21 protein-coding genes and 2 pseudogenes are annotated in these 21,645 nt (G+C 35.2%); 9 read left to right on the top strand and 14 right to left on the bottom strand.

The features are described from left to right. Positions 1–490: 490 nt before the first annotated feature. Entirely contained in the window at positions 491–718 is a 228-nt protein-coding gene (locus tag JFU50_RS26965; protein WP_201183528.1) for a hypothetical protein, read from the bottom strand. Positions 719–1,020: 302 nt separating this feature from the next. Here JFU50_RS26965 and JFU50_RS26970 point away from each other — a divergent pair, with 302 nt between their 5' ends. Then, the gene (locus tag JFU50_RS26970) at positions 1,021–2,211 is read left to right on the top strand and encodes an MFS transporter (protein ID WP_201224879.1); all 1,191 of its coding nucleotides are present in this window, start codon (positions 1,021–1,023) and stop codon (positions 2,209–2,211) included. A gap of 604 nt (positions 2,212–2,815) precedes the next feature. On the opposite strand, the gene JFU50_RS26975 is transcribed toward JFU50_RS26970, so the two are convergent. From JFU50_RS26975 to JFU50_RS30480, 3 genes are all read right to left on the bottom strand, one after another. Then, positions 2,816–3,778, bottom strand: coding sequence for a tRNA dihydrouridine synthase (locus tag JFU50_RS26975; protein WP_201224880.1), 963 nt, complete (start codon positions 3,776–3,778; stop codon positions 2,816–2,818). 765 nt (positions 3,779–4,543) lie between these two features. After that, positions 4,544–4,777: a hypothetical protein gene (locus JFU50_RS26980; RefSeq protein ID WP_201254541.1), complete on the bottom strand. Its 234-nt coding sequence runs from the start codon at positions 4,775–4,777 to the stop codon at positions 4,544–4,546. A gap of 314 nt (positions 4,778–5,091) precedes the next feature. Next, positions 5,092–5,295, bottom strand: coding sequence for a hypothetical protein (locus JFU50_RS30480; protein ID WP_207196321.1), 204 nt, complete (start codon positions 5,293–5,295; stop codon positions 5,092–5,094). Between the two features lie 7 nt (positions 5,296–5,302). Between JFU50_RS30480 and JFU50_RS26985 the strand changes: the two genes are divergently transcribed. Both JFU50_RS26985 and JFU50_RS26990 read left to right on the top strand, forming a co-directional pair. Then, complete coding sequence (locus tag JFU50_RS26985) at positions 5,303–5,488, top strand: recombinase family protein (RefSeq protein ID WP_342214738.1); 186 nt, start codon at positions 5,303–5,305, stop codon at positions 5,486–5,488. 881 nt (positions 5,489–6,369) lie between these two features. Further along, complete coding sequence (locus JFU50_RS26990) at positions 6,370–6,510, top strand: hypothetical protein (protein ID WP_201181046.1); 141 nt, start codon at positions 6,370–6,372, stop codon at positions 6,508–6,510. A gap of 360 nt (positions 6,511–6,870) precedes the next feature. Here JFU50_RS26990 and JFU50_RS26995 read toward each other — a convergent pair whose 3' ends face one another. Beyond that, the gene (locus tag JFU50_RS26995; RefSeq protein WP_201224882.1) at positions 6,871–7,626 is read right to left on the bottom strand and encodes a collagen-like protein; all 756 of its coding nucleotides are present in this window, start codon (positions 7,624–7,626) and stop codon (positions 6,871–6,873) included. 229 nt (positions 7,627–7,855) lie between these two features. Here JFU50_RS26995 and JFU50_RS27000 point away from each other — a divergent pair, with 229 nt between their 5' ends. Then, positions 7,856–8,017: a hypothetical protein gene (locus tag JFU50_RS27000; protein ID WP_201181048.1), complete on the top strand. Its 162-nt coding sequence runs from the start codon at positions 7,856–7,858 to the stop codon at positions 8,015–8,017. A gap of 698 nt (positions 8,018–8,715) precedes the next feature. Here JFU50_RS27000 and JFU50_RS27005 read toward each other — a convergent pair. Continuing rightward, a pseudogene (locus JFU50_RS27005) lies at positions 8,716–9,170 on the bottom strand (N-acetyltransferase). 76 nt (positions 9,171–9,246) lie between these two features. Then, positions 9,247–9,549: a hypothetical protein gene (locus JFU50_RS27010; RefSeq protein WP_201224883.1), complete on the bottom strand. Its 303-nt coding sequence runs from the start codon at positions 9,547–9,549 to the stop codon at positions 9,247–9,249. A gap of 453 nt (positions 9,550–10,002) precedes the next feature. Between JFU50_RS27010 and JFU50_RS27015 the strand changes: the two genes are divergently transcribed. The 4 genes from JFU50_RS27015 (at position 10,003) to JFU50_RS27030 (ending at position 14,096) form a co-directional block, all read left to right on the top strand. After that, entirely contained in the window at positions 10,003–10,710 is a 708-nt protein-coding gene (locus tag JFU50_RS27015) for a FadR/GntR family transcriptional regulator (protein ID WP_201181052.1), read from the top strand. 24 nt (positions 10,711–10,734) lie between these two features. Further along, positions 10,735–12,144 (top strand): FAD-binding oxidoreductase, encoded by a 1,410-nt coding sequence (locus tag JFU50_RS27020; protein WP_201224884.1) that lies wholly within the window; start codon positions 10,735–10,737, stop codon positions 12,142–12,144. Position 12,145: 1 nt separating this feature from the next. Beyond that, positions 12,146–13,450: a (Fe-S)-binding protein gene (locus JFU50_RS27025; protein WP_201181056.1), complete on the top strand. Its 1,305-nt coding sequence runs from the start codon at positions 12,146–12,148 to the stop codon at positions 13,448–13,450. Positions 13,451–13,937: 487 nt separating this feature from the next. Then, complete coding sequence (locus JFU50_RS27030) at positions 13,938–14,096, top strand: hypothetical protein (protein WP_201224885.1); 159 nt, start codon at positions 13,938–13,940, stop codon at positions 14,094–14,096. Positions 14,097–14,352: 256 nt separating this feature from the next. On the opposite strand, the gene JFU50_RS27035 is transcribed toward JFU50_RS27030, so the two are convergent. Together JFU50_RS27035 and JFU50_RS27040 are read right to left on the bottom strand one after the other, a co-directional pair. Then, on the bottom strand, positions 14,353–14,898 hold the full coding sequence (locus JFU50_RS27035) for a GrpB family protein (protein WP_201224886.1): 546 nt from the start codon (positions 14,896–14,898) through the stop codon (positions 14,353–14,355). A 226-nt stretch (positions 14,899–15,124) separates the two neighbouring features. Then, positions 15,125–15,733 (bottom strand): TetR/AcrR family transcriptional regulator, encoded by a 609-nt coding sequence (locus tag JFU50_RS27040; RefSeq protein ID WP_201181060.1) that lies wholly within the window; start codon positions 15,731–15,733, stop codon positions 15,125–15,127. A 227-nt stretch (positions 15,734–15,960) separates the two neighbouring features. On the opposite strand from JFU50_RS27040, the gene JFU50_RS27045 reads away from it, so the two are divergent. Beyond that, complete coding sequence (locus JFU50_RS27045) at positions 15,961–16,578, top strand: hypothetical protein (protein WP_201224887.1); 618 nt, start codon at positions 15,961–15,963, stop codon at positions 16,576–16,578. A gap of 544 nt (positions 16,579–17,122) precedes the next feature. Here the strand turns inward: JFU50_RS27045 and JFU50_RS27050 are convergent. The 5 genes and pseudogenes from JFU50_RS27050 to JFU50_RS27070 all read right to left on the bottom strand — a co-directional run bounded on the left by JFU50_RS27050 (position 17,123) and on the right by JFU50_RS27070 (position 21,530). Continuing rightward, the gene (locus JFU50_RS27050) at positions 17,123–17,308 is read right to left on the bottom strand and encodes a hypothetical protein (RefSeq protein WP_201224888.1); all 186 of its coding nucleotides are present in this window, start codon (positions 17,306–17,308) and stop codon (positions 17,123–17,125) included. Positions 17,309–17,967: 659 nt separating this feature from the next. After that, positions 17,968–18,654: pseudogene (locus JFU50_RS27055) on the bottom strand (MBL fold metallo-hydrolase). Between the two features lie 459 nt (positions 18,655–19,113). Beyond that, positions 19,114–20,316 carry a macrolide family glycosyltransferase gene (locus JFU50_RS27060; protein WP_201224889.1) on the bottom strand — a complete coding sequence of 401 codons (1,203 nt, stop codon included), beginning with the start codon at positions 20,314–20,316 and terminating at the stop codon, positions 19,114–19,116. Positions 20,317–21,072: 756 nt separating this feature from the next. Continuing rightward, entirely contained in the window at positions 21,073–21,213 is a 141-nt protein-coding gene (locus JFU50_RS27065) for a hypothetical protein (RefSeq protein ID WP_201224890.1), read from the bottom strand. A 134-nt stretch (positions 21,214–21,347) separates the two neighbouring features. Further along, the gene (locus JFU50_RS27070; RefSeq protein WP_201225223.1) at positions 21,348–21,530 is read right to left on the bottom strand and encodes a hypothetical protein; all 183 of its coding nucleotides are present in this window, start codon (positions 21,528–21,530) and stop codon (positions 21,348–21,350) included. Between the last annotated feature and the right edge of the window lie 115 nt (positions 21,531–21,645).

Genomic DNA, 21,645 nt, shown 5'->3' on the forward strand with positions numbered 1-21,645 from the left:
CTCATTCTGTAAAAATAGGAGCATCTCACAAGCTCACTTAAGAGTGTTTTGCATTTTACCCGTAGCACTTATCTATGTGAAAACAGATGCGAAAGTATAAAACCTAACTTTACATAAAGAAAAAAATACTCTGGAGAATATCTCATCCCAGAGTATTTTTTTACGCTATACTACTTTTTTATTTAACCGCCTCTTTTCCTTATCCGGTTTACAAGCAGTAAACTTTGGAAGCAGCAATTTGTATTTCTTCTCCTGTATGTGGGTTTCTAGTTCGAACTGCTCGTCGCACACTTCAAATGTACCAAATCTAATCAAATTAGAGCTTCATAAAAGTAAGGACCTCGAATTCTATTACACTATCTTGGCTTCAGAAAGCTTACCATGCACGTTAGCACTATGAACTTTGTTATGGCCTTGCACCAATTACTGTGGTCCAACCGCTATATACCTTCGCCTTCTATAATGTGTATTCTCTATTCCTTCACAAATTTTAATTTTGGATTTTTCCATTAATAACAACACACTTCCCATTTGTAGGTTGCTTTATCATCCTTCCATCCTTGATGTATACAGTGTAAGTATTATTGACTTTAGCATCTAATCTTGCTAGGTCTCCCGTTCTTGCTATGATATTTTTGACAGCTTCCCTCTTCAGATTATCCATAACATTCTTTTTCCATTGTTCCCGTTTGTTATTTTGCTTATTTTCATCAACCATCAGGATCCCATCCTTTTTGTTTGATTTATGTTTTCTGCCTGATATTAGAGTATTATATTTTTATCATCTTGTTACCCTTATGCTTTTCCTTATTAATCCGTTTTTGATTCTTTTTTTGTTTGATAAAAAAACAGGTTACGGTAAAATTAGTGAATGATTCAGGTACAAGCTTTTTAGCAAAAAATAATCAACGATATCTAAGCAAGGATTTTCCTCGTAAAAATGTTTTGTGGTATGATAGGTAAATTGTTTATCTTTCCTGTGACACATTTACATTCATCTAAGAAAGAAAAGAGGTATTTATGCACACCACAGAATTAACTAAGCGACATTGGTTGCTCATCTTAACACTTACTTTATTAACATTCGTTCTCGGGACAAGCGAATTTGTTATCGTCGGAATCTTAACCGATATTTCCTCGGGTCTCCATATTACAAATGCCAAAGCAGGCACACTCGTTTCTGCGTTTGCGCTTACGTTTGCCATTGCCACACCGCTCGTGATGTCGGCAACGAGCCATTTTCCAAAGCGTAAATGGATGTTGTTTCTGCTAGGTTCGTTCATCATTCTGAATGCTTTGTGCGTGATTTCGACGAGCTACCTCATGCTCCTTACACTTCGAATGATGACGGCGGTTGTAACAGGCGTTTTAATTTCACTTGCCATGGTTGTTGCAAGTGAAACCATGCCGATCGCTAAACGCGGACTTGCTATATCATTCGTTTTCGGTGGCTTTACGCTTGCAAACGTGATTGGAGTACCGATAGGCACTGTCATTGCTGAATGGTACAACTGGAATGCATCCTTCCTGTTAACGACTTTTCTCGGAGCTATTGCGTTTTTGGCATCTTTCTTCGTATTGCCTGCCATGCAAAGTACAATTCGCAGTTCGATGCGTGATCAATTTTCTTTGTTAACACACCCGCGAATTTTAATGGCTTTTTTCATTCCATCTCTTGGATTTGGGGCAACGTATGCCGTTTATACGTATCTTGTTCCGATCCTAAAAGGAATGGAAGCACCAGGCAGTTCAATCAGTTTGATCTTGTTTGGCTACGGATTCATTTCCATTTTCAGCAACATACTCGCTGGTAAAATTGCCGGCTACAATGCTATCGGACGCCTCCGGTTTGTTTTTCTCGTGCAGGCAGTCGTTCTGATCAGTTTATATTGGACGACAAGTCATTTTCTCTTTGGATTGATTAACATTGGCTTGATGTCATTAATGGCCATTCTTTTAACAACATCAACCCAGCTTTATTTGATAGATCTTGCCGGTATTTATCAACCAAAAGCTACAGGGCTAGCTGCTTCACTAATGCCAGTAGCAAGCAATGTCGGTATCGCCTTTGGTTCCGCACTGGGCGGAGTTGTTTACCATCAGGGAAATTTACTGAATGTGACATGGGTCGGTGGGCTGGTTGCTATCTTTGCAAGTCTTCTAACTTTCCTAAGTTATCGCTTGGACCAAAAACAGAAGAAACCAGCCTAAGAGAGAAGCTACGAACGCCTTGGTATGCTTCCTATGGTACCTCCAATAGAACAAAAAACAAAAATCTTTCCATGTCATATTAAACGAGATTACAGTTAATCTTTCAAATAAAATTGAAGAAAGAAGTATCAAAAACGTTGAGTTGTTCTTTGATACTTCTTTTAATAATAGGACTAGGTGCTTACCTCTAAAAATCAAGCGGACAATTGCAAACGAACTTATCAAGAACAATGTTTCTGATTAAAGGAAATATTGATCTAAGAATCGATATTTATGGTACGGTTCCACCTAGTTAATCCAAAAAATCCTATAATTGAGATAGAATCCTAATAATTTTCTATTCTTTATTTCTTCAATTTTGCAGCAGGTTTACGGTTCGAGTGGAAAAACATTCGCTAGAAACAAATAGCACTCTCCTCATGTACAGAGTGTATGTGGCAACACAAGAGTGCTGGTGGGTTTTTTACATTCTAGAAAACAGACTTTATCAAAAAGCCGGCTGCAATGGAACTTGAAACTGAATAAAATAAGTACACATGAGTTGATGTGATTCATTTTTTCTCTAACTTTTTGAGAGTTACATCATTTCACTGTCCCCGTCCCATCAACATTCTTTTCCAAAGTTATCAAGCAATGCACGCACTTCATCTGTTGATTTCGTGTTCATCAATTGATTTCTTAATTCACCAGCTCCACGGAATCCTTTGACATAAATTTTGAAAAAGCGATGAAGCCCTGTGATTGAACGTGGCAGTGCTTCCGCATATTGATCTTGAAGATCAAGCTGCAGTCTTAAAAGATCAAGGTATTCTTTACTGCTATGCTCTTTTGGCTCTTTTTCAAAAGCAAAAGGATTTTTAAAAATACCTCGCCCGATCATAACGCCATCAATACCATATTGTTCAGCAAGCTGCAGCCCAGTTTGACGGTCAGGAATGTCTCCATTGATTGTTAGTAGCGTATTTGGTGCGATACGGTCACGTAATTTTTTGATTTCCGGAATTAGCTCCCAATGCGCATCTACTTGGCTCATTTCCTTTCTTGTACGTAAATGAATAGAAAAGTTCGCAATATCCTGTTTTAAAATATGCGTTAGCCACTCCTCCCACTCATTTACATCATTATAGCCAAGTCGTGTTTTCACGCTGACAGGCAGTCCGCCCGCTTTTGCTGCTTGAATAAGTTCTGCCGCAACGTCTGGACGCAGAATAAGGCCACTACCTTTCCCTCTCGATGCCACATTCGGTACAGGGCAGCCCATATTAATATCTATGCCTTTAAATCCTAGCTCTGCCATGCCAATACTCATTTGACGGAAATATTCGGGATTATCCCCCCAAACATGTGCCACCATTGGCTGTTCATCTTCTGTAAAAATCAAACGGCCACGCACACTTTTCATGCCCTCTGGATGACAATAGCTATCCGAGTTTGTAAACTCTGTGAAAAATACATCCGGTCGACCGGCTTCACTTACTACGTGACGAAAAACAACATCTGTCACATCTTCCATTGGTGCAAGTACAAAAAATGGTCGTGGTAAATCACGCCAAAAATTATCTATCATTTCAAACTCAAATCCTCTCAATATGGATACATCTTCAAACTCTCGATCAAAAAATATAAAGCCAAATGTTCCACTTCTTTTACACTTATATCATGCTTAATAACTTATTATCAAGTACATTTGGACATTTATAATTTGTGAAAAACTATTGTGAAAATCGGCAATGTTTATTTTAACTAAAATCGGTCCTGAATGGTATTTTTATAAACAAAAAAGCAGATGGTATAGATTTTTTCTATATCAACTGATTTTCTATTATACCAACTCCAACCACGCGACCGCTTCACAATACGGAGTGTATGTGGCAACACAAGAGATGTTGCTGGGTTTATGTAACCTGATTGGTTGAGTTCAGAAACAAATCAGGTTACTATTTGATCACTTAATTTATTGATTTTCCATTTAAATAAGAGCCACAGTTACTATATTTTCTAAATAGAGCTTTCCTATGGTTATTTTTGAAAGGGACATGTGTTCGTTTCTTTATAAATTCTTCTCAATATACTTTATTTTAGATTATATTGATTTTTTTGCATTTCAAGAGATGTATTAGACAATTTTATTTCTAATTCAAAAGGACGCACTTTTATCTTCTTTAAATTAATTTTTATATCTTCTTCACCGGATAATAACCTATAGTCTTTTAAAATATATTCGTAAATGGCTTTATAATATTCTAAGTTTCCTTTACAACTCTCATATAAACTAATAATCCATTTACCTTCATATTTTCCAAATATGGGTACGTGTATAGGATTGAAATTATTAAAATACCAATCTAATTCTTCCTTTGGCCAAAATTCTTTGATATTTTCTAAATGTGCGTTTAAGTGATTCTGGTTCGTGCAGTCCCCAGTTTCTCATAGTATTCATTTCATTAAGCAACTTTGATAATTCTTCTGAAATTTTCCCTATTAATTGTTTTACTTCAATGTTTCGTTTTACAAGTGTTCTTTTAAATTTGTTATACGAAATATAGTCACTTTGCATATCACCCATTAAATTCAATATTTTATTTTCAATAAATTGAGTTTTATCTCTAAATTCCTCATAAATATATGAATCAACCTGCTGATTTGGTTTTTCATCTAAATTTAGTTCTTTAATTATATTACAATAAATTTCTTATAGTTATTCATTTTATACCTCCGTAATAAACTTTCAAATAACGCCTCCTATAAACCAGCATCTTTTAAAACAATAAAATACAAGCTTTCTAATAGACAAGAATATGAAATCTTTTCCGAACTAATTTTGTATTAATAATAAACTCAATAAATTCCCTTCCAAATCTAGTTATTTCAAACCGATCATTATATTTTAACTTTAACGACTTTTAATCTTGGATAATTACTTTTCTTAGGATTTGTAATTAGCTCTACATATTTTTGTAATACTTTAATTGATTCTTCAATTGCTTTCAAATCTTTTTCTAAAATCAAATCTGTTTTAGTTGTTAATATACCTTTTATTGCAAATAAATCAAATGCCTCTAAACAATGGCATGGTTCCACCATTAAAGGTATTCTTTGTAATAGACACTACATTGGAGAGTTAGTACAAGGACGGTCAGAAATGATCTCTGTTACCTCTTCAAAAAGAAAAGAAATTGACGCAGAAAATCTAATTATTATTGAAAATACTCATAAAGCCATTATTGAAAAAGAAACATTTGATAAAGTGCAGGACTTACTACGAAGACGGAGGTAATAGGGAGTGTCTGTTCAACTATTACTCCTACAGAAAAATACTCTCTTGCGATAAACCTAATTTAGCATACCATCACATCTCACAACCCTATTGATTCCCAAACAAAAAGCTAATTTTTACACTTAAATATTGGTCGCACTCTGTTAACATTTCGGTCACAAACTATAGAAAACTGACGGAAATCATAGTTCATCCTAAACCTTACACACACATCGAAAACCTTGATCTAAAGCGATTTTGGACATTTTAGTATGCTATCGGAATTACACTCCCCACGCTGGCAGCGTAGAGGTCTGTAGTTGATTGTTTTCTTGCATTCCAGATGTTTATGTAGCTGAAGTAAGTAGAGACAATAAACAAACGGGAAGAAGTCATAGCTATATTAGACCTGGCAAAAAAACAATTCTTCGATATTACACCCGGTCAACTTTTTATACACTTTCGAATGTCTTCAAAAAGAATGAAAAAAAGCCTTCCTCGTAAGGAAAACTCTGTATCTTGGTAAATAGTCAACTCGCTTCGGGTTGCAACTCACAGTCTGCCCTATCCATGTGGGTTGCTCCCTGCGACCCCACTCACCATCCGCGAAATTTGATGGAGTTTAATGACCCTCTCTTCTTTATTCTAAAGCATTTTGCATATTTAGTTTTTCTGACTCAACGTCTCTTATAGTAGACAAGTTTTAATGTCATATCCTTGTTCACGAAGCCATTTCCTATATGGTCCAGGTGTTGTATGCTCTCTTTTTTACTAATATTTTTGGTTTAATAGAATATTCAAAATGAATAAAATTCCCGACGAAGTTTTCACTTTTTGGTTGTCCTGGTGAAGAGGAATATAATAAAAACCAATTTGAAGAGACTACTTTTTTAGCAAAACAATTGAATGATGGAATGCCTTATCAATTTAAAAATTTCCTTTTGGCTGAAAAAGCAACGGAATTCGAAGTGGAAATCATTTGGACACAAAAGGGGAGCGAAGGCAGGCCGTTAAAAGTAACATTTACATTCACTGCTGAATAACAAGAAAAACAAAATGACCGATTCTTTAAAGCCTCCTATCATAATGCAAATAGGCGGCTTTTCTCATTCTCCATACACAATATGGCTTAGGTCCATAATAGATTTTTTCCACCTCAGAAGGACATTTAAGGATGTCCATTATTAAAAACTCTCTTTTCACACCGTTTATTTAAAACTCAATACATATCTTTACTTTTGTACTTTTCTTTCTTTTAATTGAATGTATGATTTGTTTAAGAATCGTACATTCAAATGGCGGCCAATTGAATGTATGATTTGTTTAAGAATCGTACATTCAAATGGCGGCCAATTGGCAGCCATCTTCTTTATCTGAGTTCACATTATCAGGGTTATTGGTAGTTAATTAGGTTCAATTTCCTCGGCAGTAAAGACAACACTAATTATAAATTCGTTCTGCACAGGAATAGTTGAATTGATCAACAATCCTTCTAAAACATAGGTAAATGTTCCTAATCCAGGGTTATCAAGAGTTGTAAAAGCAGTAGTTAGAGAATCAAAATCCGTATCTTGCACAGATCTGATGATCAGATTAGGTGCAGTTCGTCTAATTCTGTACGCTATCACATTTGCTCGGAGTGGGCTAGAATTTACGCTTGATGCAGAAGTTATTGACTGAATTGATGCCATTAATCTGACGGTATCACCAGGATCATCAATAGTAATGGTTACTGTTGAAAGAACCTCTGGCAACGGATTTAATGAAACCAATGTAGGAAAAGGAGTAGTATTAAGACCTACAACAAACTGGTTTGACAATCCATTTTCTCCCGTCGGTCCTTGAACACCTTGAGCACCTTGGGGTCCTTGAACACCTTGAAGTCCTTGAACACCTTGAGGCCCTTGAACACCTTGAGCTCCTTGAACACCTTGAAGTCCTTGAGCACCTTGAGGCCCTTGAACACCTTGAGCTCCTTGAACACCTTGAGCTCCTTGAGGTCCTGCAGGTACTTTTACATACACTTCAATGTTTTGCTCTACCTTTTGTTCTTGTTTAGATTCACATTGACATTTTTTGTGCCCGCAATCCTTACATTTTTTATGATTGCATTTACATTGCTTATGTCCGCAATCTGGACATTTTTTATCCTTCCCCAAATTAATCCTCCCCCCTTTATTAACTCTGAGATATTATATGAGTCTGGTATTATACTAGATTGGACAACCCCGAAAAACTCTTAAAGAAAAAGTTTGGTTCGCAAAACGTAGATTTTAATCTATGTATAATTGCGCCCTATTTATTTATAAGGGATTTAATGTCGTGGATCTTGGTATGTTGGATATGTCATCTATTTAATTCGAAATAAAAAAAGGAGTGAGTGAAGATATGAAGATGGGAAACGCTGATTTCCTTGAAGTAAATAAGCTGTTAAATCGGGTTGAAAAACAGCATGAAGAGCTTCGTAAAGTAAATGAAGAAGGAGAACCTTATAAACACTTAGCAAAACCAAACAAGTTACCGTCTATACCTCTGATAAAAAGGCTATGAAGTTCTGGAATGAATAAAGAAAGAAATAGCATAAGGAAAAACTGTTATCACCTATGTTGTGGTCCTAGGCAAGGCCTATGGGTTCTTTGTTCACTTTTCAAAAAGTACTTTTACGAACGGTAGCAACAATGCTATACCGCCCATTTCGGAAATTTTATACCTAAAGAGAATTCCAACATAAAAAGTCGATACCACTAACTCTCTTCGTTAATTATCTTTAGGGTGCGATTCTTTAATAAGGGATGGAATTAAGGTTTTAAACCAAAATTATTAGTCTATTATTTTTTAAAAATCCATATAGTAAACTATTTTTCAGGTTGTGTCAGGTACTATTCCTGTCAATCTTTTTTGTTTTAATACGTGTATAATCTGTAGTAACTAATTCAATTGCTAGTACTTTATTTAAAATTTATTCCAAATTTGTTTTTTCGGCGTTAACTTCTCTCCTTAAGGACGAAGAGAATGGCACCATCGTTAGGGTGACATTCTCTTTCTATCGTAACCTTTACTTTTATATTTTAAAGCTATAAATACATATTGTACTTAAAGATACTCATCACTCCCGTATGCCACCCTCTCTTTCTAACCACTTACCATAAGGTGCTATCTCCTTAAAATACCATGGACGGTCTTTATGGTAATGTGTAATCCGCATTTATTCATGACAGCCATAATTGAATGGACTCGATGATAATTTTTTATCCAATATAATTAATCATTGCAACTTCATCACAAGAGTTAAACTTGGGGCAATTCATACAATCAATCCATACTTTTTCAGGCAAAGTATCCTTTGAAATAATTTCAAAATTACATTTTTTAAAAACTCCGTTTCGTATGTTAATGATATTAATCTGCTAATTTCAAGTCGTGAGGCTTCATTTATAATATGATTAACTAATTTACGACCTATACCTTGACCAGAATGATTTGGAGCAACGACTAATGAACGTACCTCTGCCAGGTCCTGACCTAAAACATGTAATCCGGCAACCCCAAGTATTTTATTATCCTCTTTCATGACATACATACATTGTAAATGTTGATATAGTGATAATTTTGTACGAGGCAAAACTACTCCTTGTTCAGCGTGAATTTGTATTAAATTATAAATATATTTAACATCACTGGTTACTGCATGATAAATATCCATATCTTATCTCCTTTTTAGATTTAGAATGTTTATTATAAAAATACAACAATTTGTATTTTTATGCAACGAAATGTTTTTAATATTTATGTACGCTACGGCGCCTCCCCACGTAACGAGAATACGTGCAATCCATTTTCGCGCCCCGGACTTTTTCCTGCATCACATTGCTTGGAATTTCAAACAAGAAATAGCTGATAAAGAAAATACCAGAAACGATTCCAAACATCTTGCTTGTCAGTGCCAGTGCTTCGTTCATGTCCAAAGCCGCATAACCTAAATTCGCTCTGTCAATGAATGCGATTACATACAAGACAATAAGAAATGGTACAATTCGTCTTGTCACTTTTTTAGTCGTTTGTCTTTCTAAACATAGTTGCATTGCTCATGTCGCTCACTCATAAATGCAAATATTTAAAAACAAAAACCTCAATTATTTGTTAATGAGAATAAGCTAAATAACATTCCATTAATTGAGGACTGAAAGCAACTTAAAAGTAACCTTTTACATTAGTAAAGTTTCAAAAGTACTTCCCTTTTAATATAAATTTTTACAGTTTGCGAAACCAAGTTGTATTCATTAAAGAAAACTCTTGATTAACTCAACAGTTTTTTATACAATATTTGTAATACAAATATTCGTTTTTTGTAGTTTAGTTAAAGGTTTTTCTTTATTACAAACAAATTGAAAGCGCTTTCGAATTAATATTTCTAAAAATTAGAATAAAATCTCAATACATCCCATAAATATGTCATACAAATTTAAATTCATAATACAAATTTTTAGCTTTTATCCTTCTCTATTAAGATAAAACATGAAAGGTGATAGATTATTTTGTCCCAAAAAGAAAATGTTTCTCAAATGATCTCTCGTGAATTATTAAACATGATTGAAACAGGGCAGTTCCGTCCAGGTTCTAAGCTACCAACGGAAAAGGAGTTAACGGCTCATTTTTCTGTAAGCAGAGCACCCATACGCGAGGCATTAAGCATGCTGCGTGCTGCTGGTGTCATTAACTCCCGTCAAGGAGGCGGAAGCTATGTGGAAGAAACGACAAGTTCAACATTCATACATCGCATACAAGTAGAAAGAGATGATGTTGAAAATATTAAGTATCTATTTGAGATGCGAAAGATTCTGGAGCCTGAAGCGGCCTATTTAGCTGCCCTAAGACGTACACCAAAATGCCTTGACCAAATGAAGAATATTTTAAAAAGAATGGAAGAAGAATCTATTGAAAAAGGTACTACTGCCATCCATTCTGATATAGAATTTCACAGTTCCATTATTAAGGCTACGCAAAATCCGATTATGATTCAAACGCTAGAAAGCTTATCTACTCTCTATGAAAAAGCGTTAAACATTACTCTTCGTCCAAACGAACAATTAAAACGAAAACGTAAAGCAGTTTACGATGAACATCAAAGCATTCTTCTGGCAATTGAAGCAGAAGAGCCCGAATTGGCTAAACTTCAATGCCAGATTCATCTAAGAAACGCCGAGAAAAAATTAAGTTTATTTTTACAGGATTATACAGTATAGCAAAACAGAAAGGATGATAATGAAATGAAAGTAGTAACCGCCAATCACATTCAGGAAATCGATGCAATTATAAAAACGGGAAAAGTCTATATAGATGAAAGTGACCGCTTTAGCTATTCATTCGATGCTTCATTCGGGACGTATTTGCCGGACCTCGTCATTCAGACAAAAAGTACAGAAGAGCTAGTATCCCTCGTGAAGTTTGCGAATCGGGAGAAAATCCCTCTTTATCCACGGGGCCAGTCTACTAGTTTAAGTGGCGGGCCGCTTCCGGTTAAAGGGGGCATCGTCCTCGATTTATCTGTGATGAATGATATTCTGGAAATTCACGAAGAGGACCTTGTAGCAGTGGTTTCTCCTGGGGTCTTGACATCGAATATACATAAAGCAGCTGAACAAAAAGGATTTATGTATCCACCTGACCCAAGCAGTTCTCACGTCTCGACAATTGGCGGCAATTTAGCTGAAAACTCTGGAGGGCCGAGGGGGCTGAAATACGGCGTAACGAAAGATTATGTTATTGGCCTTGAGGTGATTACACCTGAAGGAGAACTCATAAAAACAGGCGGGAGTACCGTTAAGAATGTGACCGGATACGACTTAACAAAGCTGATTGTCGGATCAGAAGGGACACTCGGCATCATTACGAAAGCAGTGCTCAGACTCATTCCTAAACCGAAGGCTACTGCAACAATAATGGTTATTTTTGATAGTTTAGTAGATGCAGGAAGTGCGATTTCCAAAATTCTTTCTGCCGGTATCTTCCCTTCAAAAATGGAATTGATGGATCAGGCATCCATTGTAGCAGTTGAACAGTTTGAGCCACTTGGCTTACCTGTTGATGCGGCCGCACTTATTTTAATTGAAATTGATGGCCATCCACTTGCTTTGCAAGAAGAAGTTGCCCAGGCATCTAAATTATGTCGTGCCGTAGGAGCAAGAGAAGTTAGAATTCCAAAGGACAAAGTCGAAGAAGCGGAACTATGGAGAGCACGAAAGCTCGTATCTCCGGCCATTGTTCGGATTAAGCCAACGAAAATTTCAGAAGACGCCACCGTTCCTCGCAGCAAAATTCCTGAAATGTGTGAAAGACTGCAGAGAATAAGAGACAAGTATGGTGTTCATCTCGTTGTTTTTGGGCATGCAGGTGATGGTAACCTTCATCCTAACATTATTTGTGATAAAACGGATAAAGAAGAAATGAGCCGCGTTGAACTAGCTGTAGCGGATATTTTTATGGCGGCCATTGAGCTTGGCGGAACCTTGTCCGGCGAGCATGGCATTGGAATGATGAAAGCTCCCTTTATGGAAATGGAGCTAGGGGCAGCCGGCCTCGATATTATGAAACGGATTAAAGAAGTATGGGATCCAAATAACATTATGAACCCAGGGAAAATTTTCCCTGACCCGGGACAAAAATTGGAGTTGAGCTAACATGGAAACATCACTTAAACAGTTAAGAAAAGAATTTCAATACGACAAAACGAATAACTGCGTCCAATGCGGCTATTGTTTGCCTGTGTGTCCGACTTATACAACATTCGGAAAAGAGACACATTCACCACGTGGTCGGATTAACTTAGTGAAAATGGTCGGTGAAGGAAAAATTACAGACTTATCTGTTCTCGAAGAACCATTCGATTTGTGTTTAGGCTGCAGGGCGTGCGAAACAGCCTGCCCGACAGGTGTAGAATATGGTTCCATTTTAGAAGCCACTCGCGCAGCACTTGTCAAACGCAAAACCTTTTCTATTCCTGTGCGACTACTTCGAAAATCAATGCTGAAAAAGGTTTTCCCAAGTAGGAAGATGATGAACGTCACTGGGCACTCCATTTGGCTGTACAAAAAAAGTGGGCTGCAAAAAGCGACTCGTTCATCAGGTATTATGAAAAAGTTACCTTATAATCTTGGTGCATTCGAAGCAATCATGCCGGAACCGGTTTCACCGGTGGAACGAGGGCGTGCCCTGATAGAAGTGAAAGCAAAATTGAATCCGAAATATATAGTTGCCTTTTTCACCGGTTGTATTATGGATGCGATGTTCCACCACATTAACCAATTATCCATTAAGCTTCTTTCAGAAGCGGGCTGTGATGTTGTCGTTGTACCGAAACAAACATGCTGCGGCGCACTGCACGCCCATTCTGGAGAAATGGATGAAGCACGCAATCTTGCGAAACAAAACATATTGGCTTTTGAAAAAGTGGAAGCTGATTTTGTTGTCAATAATGCTGGAGGATGCGGCGCCATGTTATATGAATACGGTCATTTACTTTCGGATGACAGCGAATGGGCAGACAGAGCAAGAGCTTTTTCAGCTAAGTCAAAAGATATCAGCCAAATTCTTGTTGAATGCGGATTACCAGAGATAGCAGCCCGAGCTGGCGAGAGAGTTACGTATCAGCGTTCTTGCCATATGACGAACGTTCAAAAGGTAACGCAAGAACCAGTCGAATTATTGAAACAAGTGCCTGGAATACAACTTATTGAAATGGATCAGGCTGATATGTGCTGTGGATCTGCAGGCATTTATAATATTGTAAACTATGATTCATCCATGCAGATTCTTGATGAGAAAATGAAGCACACGAAAGCCACAGAGGCAACTGTTATTATTACAACAAATCCTGGCTGCCTATTACAGATGAAACTTGGTATTGATCGTGAAGGACTCACACAATCAATGCGCGCCCTTCATCTAATTGAATATTTAGCTGAAGCTGCCGGTATCGATTATTAAATCCCTTCATCTATTGGTCTATTGGGTAAGGTGTCTTGCCCAATAGACCAATAGAATCTCAAGTAAATAAAGTGTTATTGTAATTTTTAAACAAAGTTTGATCAAATTAATACAAGAACCTTGATAACTGAACAAATAAAAAGAGCATGTTTTGAAAAAATATTAATCAAAACATGCCCTTATACTATTTAATTGGATTATTCTTTTATTAAAAAGATTGAGAATTTTTGTGTTCATTAATCAACTAACGCACCCGTTAGTTTAAGTGAATTACTTCACAATAATGAACGATTTACAAATGGAGAAAGTAGTTCATTTATTGCAGAAATGTCGCTTTCGTTGTTACTTAAGAAAAGGCTGTCTATACAACAGCCTGACTATTACACCCTAAGTTAGTCTTCTTGTATCTATTTATGGTCCATAAAAAATCATAAATAGCATTAGAAATATGTTTAAAACTAACAATATCTTACCAAAGAGATTTTTTATGGCTAAAACAGAAAATACAATAGAAATTAAGAATGAAAAAATTGCGAGTTTTGGTGGAAAATACACAACGTCTAAAATGCCTATCATAGGAAAATACAAAAATAGAATGCTAACAAATATAAATATCATTGAAAAAAGTAATGCTATCGTGATATAAATATAAGTCCTGAGCTTTTTCAATTGTTGTTTCTCATAACTATTTTCAACCATTTTTTCCTCCTGATATTAAGTTTGTTTAATCCTTAAAAATCAACCTTTTTCGAATACTATTCTCTATCTGAACAATAAATACCTTCTTCCACTATCCTGCCCCGATAGTTAAAGAAAAAGCCGCTTTAAAGACAGCTCTGATCTTCAGCTAACGCACCCGTTAGTTTAGGTACATTTCTTCACAAACTTATATTAGTTCGCAACTAAGATTTAAGAACATAATTGATAAATTCTGTTTTTGCTTTAGTGTACGCTTCACGATCATTGCTATATTTTTTTGCTAAATTTCTTTTAAGAATAGCGTATTCATCAATAAACTGCTGATTAGTCCGTAATAAATCACGAAAAAGTAGCTGATTATCCCACCGTTCTTCTCCCTCAAGTAAAATATGTAAATGTACTACTCGTTTGTCGTTAATTACTTTCACAAAAAATCTTTGCCAAGGTCGATTGTCTATGTTAGGTGGTACATAATGCCAGTCGTGATTAGCTAACAATGAAGATATTTCTTTTATTTTTTGAAATGAATCAATTTTAGCCATTAAATCAAAGATTGGTTTAGCTGGTAAATTAGGAATAGATGTACTTCCATAATGTTGAATTTCCGTTATGCCGAAAGTTGAAAGAAGATTAAGAAGAAGTGCTTTTTCCTGATTACCTTTTTCTACCCACTTGGGATTTGGTTCGACAATGTCTATTGTCTCATTAGCCCAAACGGGCCATGTGCTTTCATCATGAATATCTTTCATTTTACTCTCCCTCAAGATTTTAATTTTTTCAGTTTCAGAAAAATCTTTGTACCTGCATTCTTTTACAAACCTGCCTCGATAAAAGAAAAAGCTGCCTTAATGGCAGCTCCGATCTTAAGCTAACCCACCCGTTAGTTGCATAAGACAATAAACAAATTGACCCCCAAATTAAAGAGACATTTATAAATGATTCAGTATAGTTATAAAGCATCCATGTTAGTTGTTATTAACCTTTCTTATTAGGTTCTTGTATTTGAAGCAATTCAACAAAAACATTTAACATGTCCTGTATTTGAATTCGATTATCAACAAAATGTTGCAGATTAAATCCATTAAAAAGAGCCATGCTAGCCGTCGCTAAAATTCTAGCATCCAATGGACTTCCGACAATACCTTCGTCCTTCATTTTCTGAAATAAATGTGTAAGGAATGACCTCCATTCCTCCATCTGGAGAATAAGCTTTTCTTTTATCTGAGGTAATTCATTCGAAACCATACATCCTTGGAGAAGCATAGGAGAAGACCCCTTTTCATAAGCCTCATTCACTAAACGCATAGAATATTCTTTAAATGTATTTAGTAAATCACAATCTTTTTGAGTAAGAGCTTCCTTTAAATCCTCAAAATAGAAATCAATACCTTCTTTTATCAACCTCAGTAAGAACTCCTCTTTGGTGGAAAAATGAGCATAGAAAGCACCTTTAGAGTAACCAGCATGTTTTACAATTTGATCAATGCTTGTACTAGAATAGCCTTGCTTAGAAAACAATTCAATTCCTGATCGCATTAATTTGTTGATGGTTTCTTCTGATTGTTTTTGATGATGATTTAACATAAAAAACCCCTTTTTAAAAAACTGAATATTTCATTAATAGTAACACATTACTAATCATATAATAAATTGATTAATACCGACTAGTTGGTATTAAAAAAATAACACGTATAAAGGAGTTGGTTGTTAATGACATTAACTAGTCAGATTAATTATTTCGAACCTTAAAAGAAAAAATGAATTCGACTATATTTAACTGGTGTGTAATTTATAAATAGGGAGTGGTTGAAGTGAAAACGATTTACAGTCTCATGTTTACGGTTGCTGTTACCTTTTTAGCGATGTTCTCCTTTTCTAATGTATCTTTTGCGGCCGGGGAAAGTCAGTACGATTTAATTGATGGGAAACAGGTATCGACAAATGCAACTGATCCCAATGTCAAACATATTTACTATACAGGGGACGAACAGGGGAATGAAGTTCGTTTAGGGTTTACAACACAGCAAAAAGTAGATGATTATATCAAAAATGAAAAGAAAGTAGAGAAAGAATCGAGTGTATCCAGTAACTTTGAAACTTTGGGATCTGGTATTGGGGGATCTGGTACTTGTTGTACTGATTTTTATACGGATGCAAATAAATGGGGGCCCTACATTAAAGTTAGGGTAGGAGATTCTATCCCTAATATCACTTCTTCGTTGGGGAGAACTTGGAATGACGTTATATCCTCAATTAGTACAGCTAATACAGGAAGTACTTACTTGTATCAACATGAGTATGCAAGTGGAGGCTATATTAGGTTTAACAACGCTTACTATTGGGGAAAAACAATAAACTTATCCAACTACAAATTTAGCAATGGTGTTTCGGCAAATAATAATGCATCTTCCGTGTACGTTTATAAATGACTTTATTGTTGTTTATTTTGATGAAAATGGATATAGGATGAAGAAAAACTATTTTTTCAACACCACACCATTTTAAAACAGTGGTATCTGTGTTTAACAAAAGGATCTTTAATTAGAGGATCCTTTTTCTTTACCTATAAGCGTGATTATGTGAACTAGCGTTTTTTCGTTAGTTGAAGAAGAAAAATCAAAAGCATTGTTTAAGAGAGTCTATTTTAAAGAAGTAACAATCAAAAAAGTTCGTAAAAGTGTACTTTTACGAACGAATTTTAATTGGTTATTTCTTCTAAGATCTCTTATGTAAACTAATTGATTAGGTTCTTTAACGAACTGGCCAGTTCGTTGAAAAAGGTATTCTAAAAAAAAATGTAACAGACACATAGGTGCCTGCTAAGTGAAATAAATATAGATGACGTGAAACGTCATTTGCAAGAGGTATTAGATAACCATCCAAGAACAGGATTAAGCTGTGAAATAGGTGTTCATCCAGAGCTACCGAGATAATTATATCAGGTAGTTTTTTTGAAAGATTTTAGATCAGTCATTAGCTCAACCAAAGCTTGTAATTTGAGTTGAAGGTTAAATTACCAAAAACACCTTCTTCTACGATCGAATCGATCGAATCTGTCACAACGATCGAATCGATCGAATCTGTCACAACGATCAAATCGATCGAATCTGTCACAACGATCAAATCGATCGAATCTGTCACAACGATCAAATCGATCACAACGGCGTCTTCTATCACAAAAAAACATTCATATCCCCTCCTTTTAACACTCTTACTATAAAATATGTTGGTATGAAAATAATGAATAGACAAGAGGCCATAAATAGAATACATAATCAAACAAAATAAATTCTGGTGCCAATCGATTTTATTTCCCTATACAAAAACCCCTTGTGCGGCAAGGGGTTTTTGTTTTTAGTACTTCCGTTAAAATACATTATGGGGTCCCGCCAACATTTCGCGGAAAACATAGGGTAATACATTTTTTGGAATGAAAAAGCAGGCTTTTTATACGCTAAGGAAGGATATTTTTCACCATATAAACCCTCGTTTTTGGTGAATTTTAAGATGCAGTTCGTAGCGTGGCTGTCACATTGACCGATAATTTGCGTATATTTTAAGTGTTATTTTGCACATCCAACTAAAAAAAACCAGCTACCTTCACATCAGAAGATTAGCTGGGTTTCTTAATTATTTACATCTAATTATTTATAGAAATATTCGGATCCGCCTAGTAAAAAAGCGACTGCTCATTGTTCAGCAATCGCGCCCGATTACGGAAGATGTAATATAATATCAAAGGTTGTTAAACCCGGCTTGTGTGTAGAGATAATAAAGTTGTTTAATTCAAGTGCCGAATATTAGTGTTCAGCCCCCAATTATAAAGTGAATTTTCCACCATGATAACAATAGTAATTTTCAGCTTTAAGATTTTTAACCTTTGTCAAAGACTGTTTTGCTTTCTCAAGATTTAAACAAAAGTGTGGATTAGCAATGACTAATTCATGATTTTCTTTAACAGCTGAATCACCTGTAATTACACTTTTTAAACTTGGAAAATATAATGAAATATGCCCTGAAGTATGCCCTGGTGTTGCTATTACTCTACAATTGTTATCTAAAATCATATCACCATCATGTAGCTTTTCATCTATTGAAACATGCTTCAAATTCTTTAATTGCTGTATAAACCATTTACCAAATTCCATATCTTCATTTGGCATATTTTCTAGCATTTTTTCGGCTTGAACCAATCTCTCTGCCTTCATTTCACCACTAATGTATTATGATTCAATTTCACTAGCTATAATGTTAATCCAAGGATACTTTTCTTTGAAATCATATAAGGAACCTATATGATCATCATCATAGTGAGTAATGATTATATTCTTTAAATTTTTTATTTCATATCCATTTTTTAAAATTTCATTTTCGATTAAATTTAAAAAATTTGTATACCCTGTATCGACCAAGGTAAGTTCATTTTCTAATATAATTAAGCTAGGATAAATGTAATTTTTTTGTCCATTAAATTCAAATTCAATTGGTAATTCTATTATCTTCATCTTTCTTCCTCCATACTGGGCATTAGAATAAGTATAATCGTACACAATTATATCTATAATTCAACATAAATATCTTGTTTGATTTAAAGTGCGTTGTTCAATTAAATGGTGTCACTTTGACCGATAATTTGCGCATATTTTAAGTGTTATTTTGCATATCCACCTTTAAAAACCCAGCTACCTTCACATGAGAAGATTAGCTGGGTTTCTTATTTATTTACATCGAATCATTTATAGAACTATTCTGATCCGTTTAATAAAAAAGCGATTGCTCATTGTTCAGCAATCGCGCCCGATTGTGGAAGATCTTAATTACAATGTCTTGTTGAACTAACGCCCCAGTTACTTTACCGTGTATAACTTCACAATCTAGATATTGTTGCATTACTGCAATTAAAAAAGAAGTTGCTGTCCACTAAGAAAAAGTCAACAATGATCGTAGCTGAGAAATATTTGTATTTAGATATCATATTCACTTTTAAATTCGAAAATCTCATCAACAGCTTGGTGATACCCACCCGACTTTTGAAAGGATTCCTTAATATTTACAACAGCTTTATGGAAAGATTGGTGGTTTAACACATGCTCTGCGGATTCACGTAGTTGATTTGCTGTTAAATTTTGCATTTGTAATTTAATACCGGCTCCGATATTGGCAACTTGTTGAGCAATTATAGGCTGATCAGCGCTTTGTGGGATTACAATTAACGGTACCCCGTAATAGAGACCTTCATTGGTACTGTTCATTCCACCATGTGTGATAAATAATTTTGTATATTTCAGCACCTCAATTTGTGGAACATAATTTTTTACAATGAAGTTTTTAGGAATCTCCCCCAAATCAGATATTTGAGCTTTTTCCCCAATAGACATGACAACAGTATGATCAGTGTTCCCAAATGCCTTAAAACAAAGCTTATAGAAATCAATTGCTTGGTTAAAGACAGTACCCAGAGAAATGTAAATTAGGCTTTTTCCCTTGATTGCGGTAAGGTCGAAGGTTTCTTGCGTTGATCGTAAAGAGATGGATGGACCTACAAATTTGTAAGTTTGGTCAAATGTTTCTCCAAAGGGTTGAAACTCCCTAGTTGTATAAACGATTGTAAGTGGTGCAGGGTTACAAAAAACTTCATAAGGAGAACGGATTTCAACATCATATTTTTCTTTAATTTTTGTTGTCAAGTTTTGAAAATCATCATTTATCGTTTTAACAATTTCTGTTGGGATATTTTGTGAAAGATGTTCCAACATTTTATCAAATGATGCTTTTGTCTGTGCAAAAGAAGTACTAGAATTAATTGCCGGAAGTTTTAGTATTTGTGCAAGTAAACGTCCACAACCAAACATGGAATCGTGAATGATATAATCAAATTGTTCCCCTTCGATTTGCTCCAGAACACCAGGTATTATGATATCTGCCGTAAGCAAAAGACCATTGATTCTTTCGAGTAAATAATTTCTTCCACCTGAGATAAAAGCTTTTATAAATTTTTCACCGTCGAATGTTCGTACAGTAGCTCCCGTCTTCTCAATACGTTCTCGAAAAGCTTCTATCGTAAAGTACACTACCTCTTCACCACGCGAAATAAGCTCTTGCACAACTCCAATAGTTGGATTGAGATGTCCTTCTGATCCACCATTAATAAATAAAACACGTGCCATTATAACCACTCCTTAGGTAAAATGTTCTCTAAATTGTGTAAGAGTAAGGGTCACTGCCCCATACAATTGCTCAACTTAAATAATGGAATTAAATTTATCATAGTACAATATTTTAAAATCTCAAACTTTTAATTAACCTTGTAATTTAAAATTTGCATCAACCGAGATCTTTGTGATGCGTGTATTAAATATAAATACATAGGTATTTGTTTGCACGGGATAGTTTAGTAATCGGAATCAAATAAATATGAAAAAGCTATCACCTTAAATGATAGCTTTTTTATATTTATTTATAATGCAAAAAAGCGATTTAAACAGGTGCAAAATAACGTCTAAAGTGACAGATAAGGTTGTAACTTTGATTTAAATGGATTTCGAAAACGTTCCTATTGGGTGTACTCTATTGTAACGAATTTTTGAGAGGGATTTTTTCAATAGAAGACTCGATAAGATAAAAGCACTGAACTTAGGTAATTTGGACAAGCATGTATTTTTTCATCCCATATATATAGTAGAAAAAGGAGTGTTGTTTATATGGGAGGTATAACAAAAGCTACAATCAGCGTCCTCCACAGCTTCCAATCCCACCCGAACCACCAACCCCAACAGTCTAAGCTGAAATTGGGGTACACAGACATCAAAACAGAAACCTGCTTAGCCTGTAATGGGCTGGGCTTTTTTACTTTGGCTGTCTTCGTATAGAATGTTGTTTTTTTTGACCAAAGCAACCGTTAGCTCTATTTTGAACTAACCACTTCACCAAATGTCCTTTATTAAGCGAATCATCATTCTTGGTATAAACATTAAGATGTTCCAAGCCACTTCAAATAAGAGCTCAATTAGGCCTTCTTTAAAATAGCCGTTCTGCCTTACTTTTTTTCTTTTTTTATTTTTCATCTTCTAACTCCTAATAACTCAATATTTATTTAAATTATAATCCAATTTTCTTTGTTGTAATAAATATATGGTTTGATATAAAACTTCCTCCTTTACTTCATAAATTAATCCACCAGCAAGGTCTCAATCTTTATTTAACTATTCTGCCCCGTTTTACAATCCTTGCGAAAATAGCCTTTCATGGCGGAAACTATCAGAACCTTGTTATTTGATTTTTTATCGTCAGTAATCATTTTTAAATAACCTCTAACAACCATAAAAGTTGGTATTCCCCACATAATTATAAAAGTTACAAGAGAATCAGTTTTTATATTCAATAGTTACCTCTCCCATTCAGCATTACCATTTCACCACAAAAATCCATTATCCTTGTTCAACTAACCTGCCCTGATAGCTCCATAAAGAAAAAGTCGCCTCAAAGACAGCTCTGAT

Source organism: Peribacillus sp. TH14, from assembly GCF_016651145.1.
GTDB classification, from domain to species: domain Bacteria; phylum Bacillota; class Bacilli; order Bacillales; family DSM-1321; genus Peribacillus; species Peribacillus butanolivorans.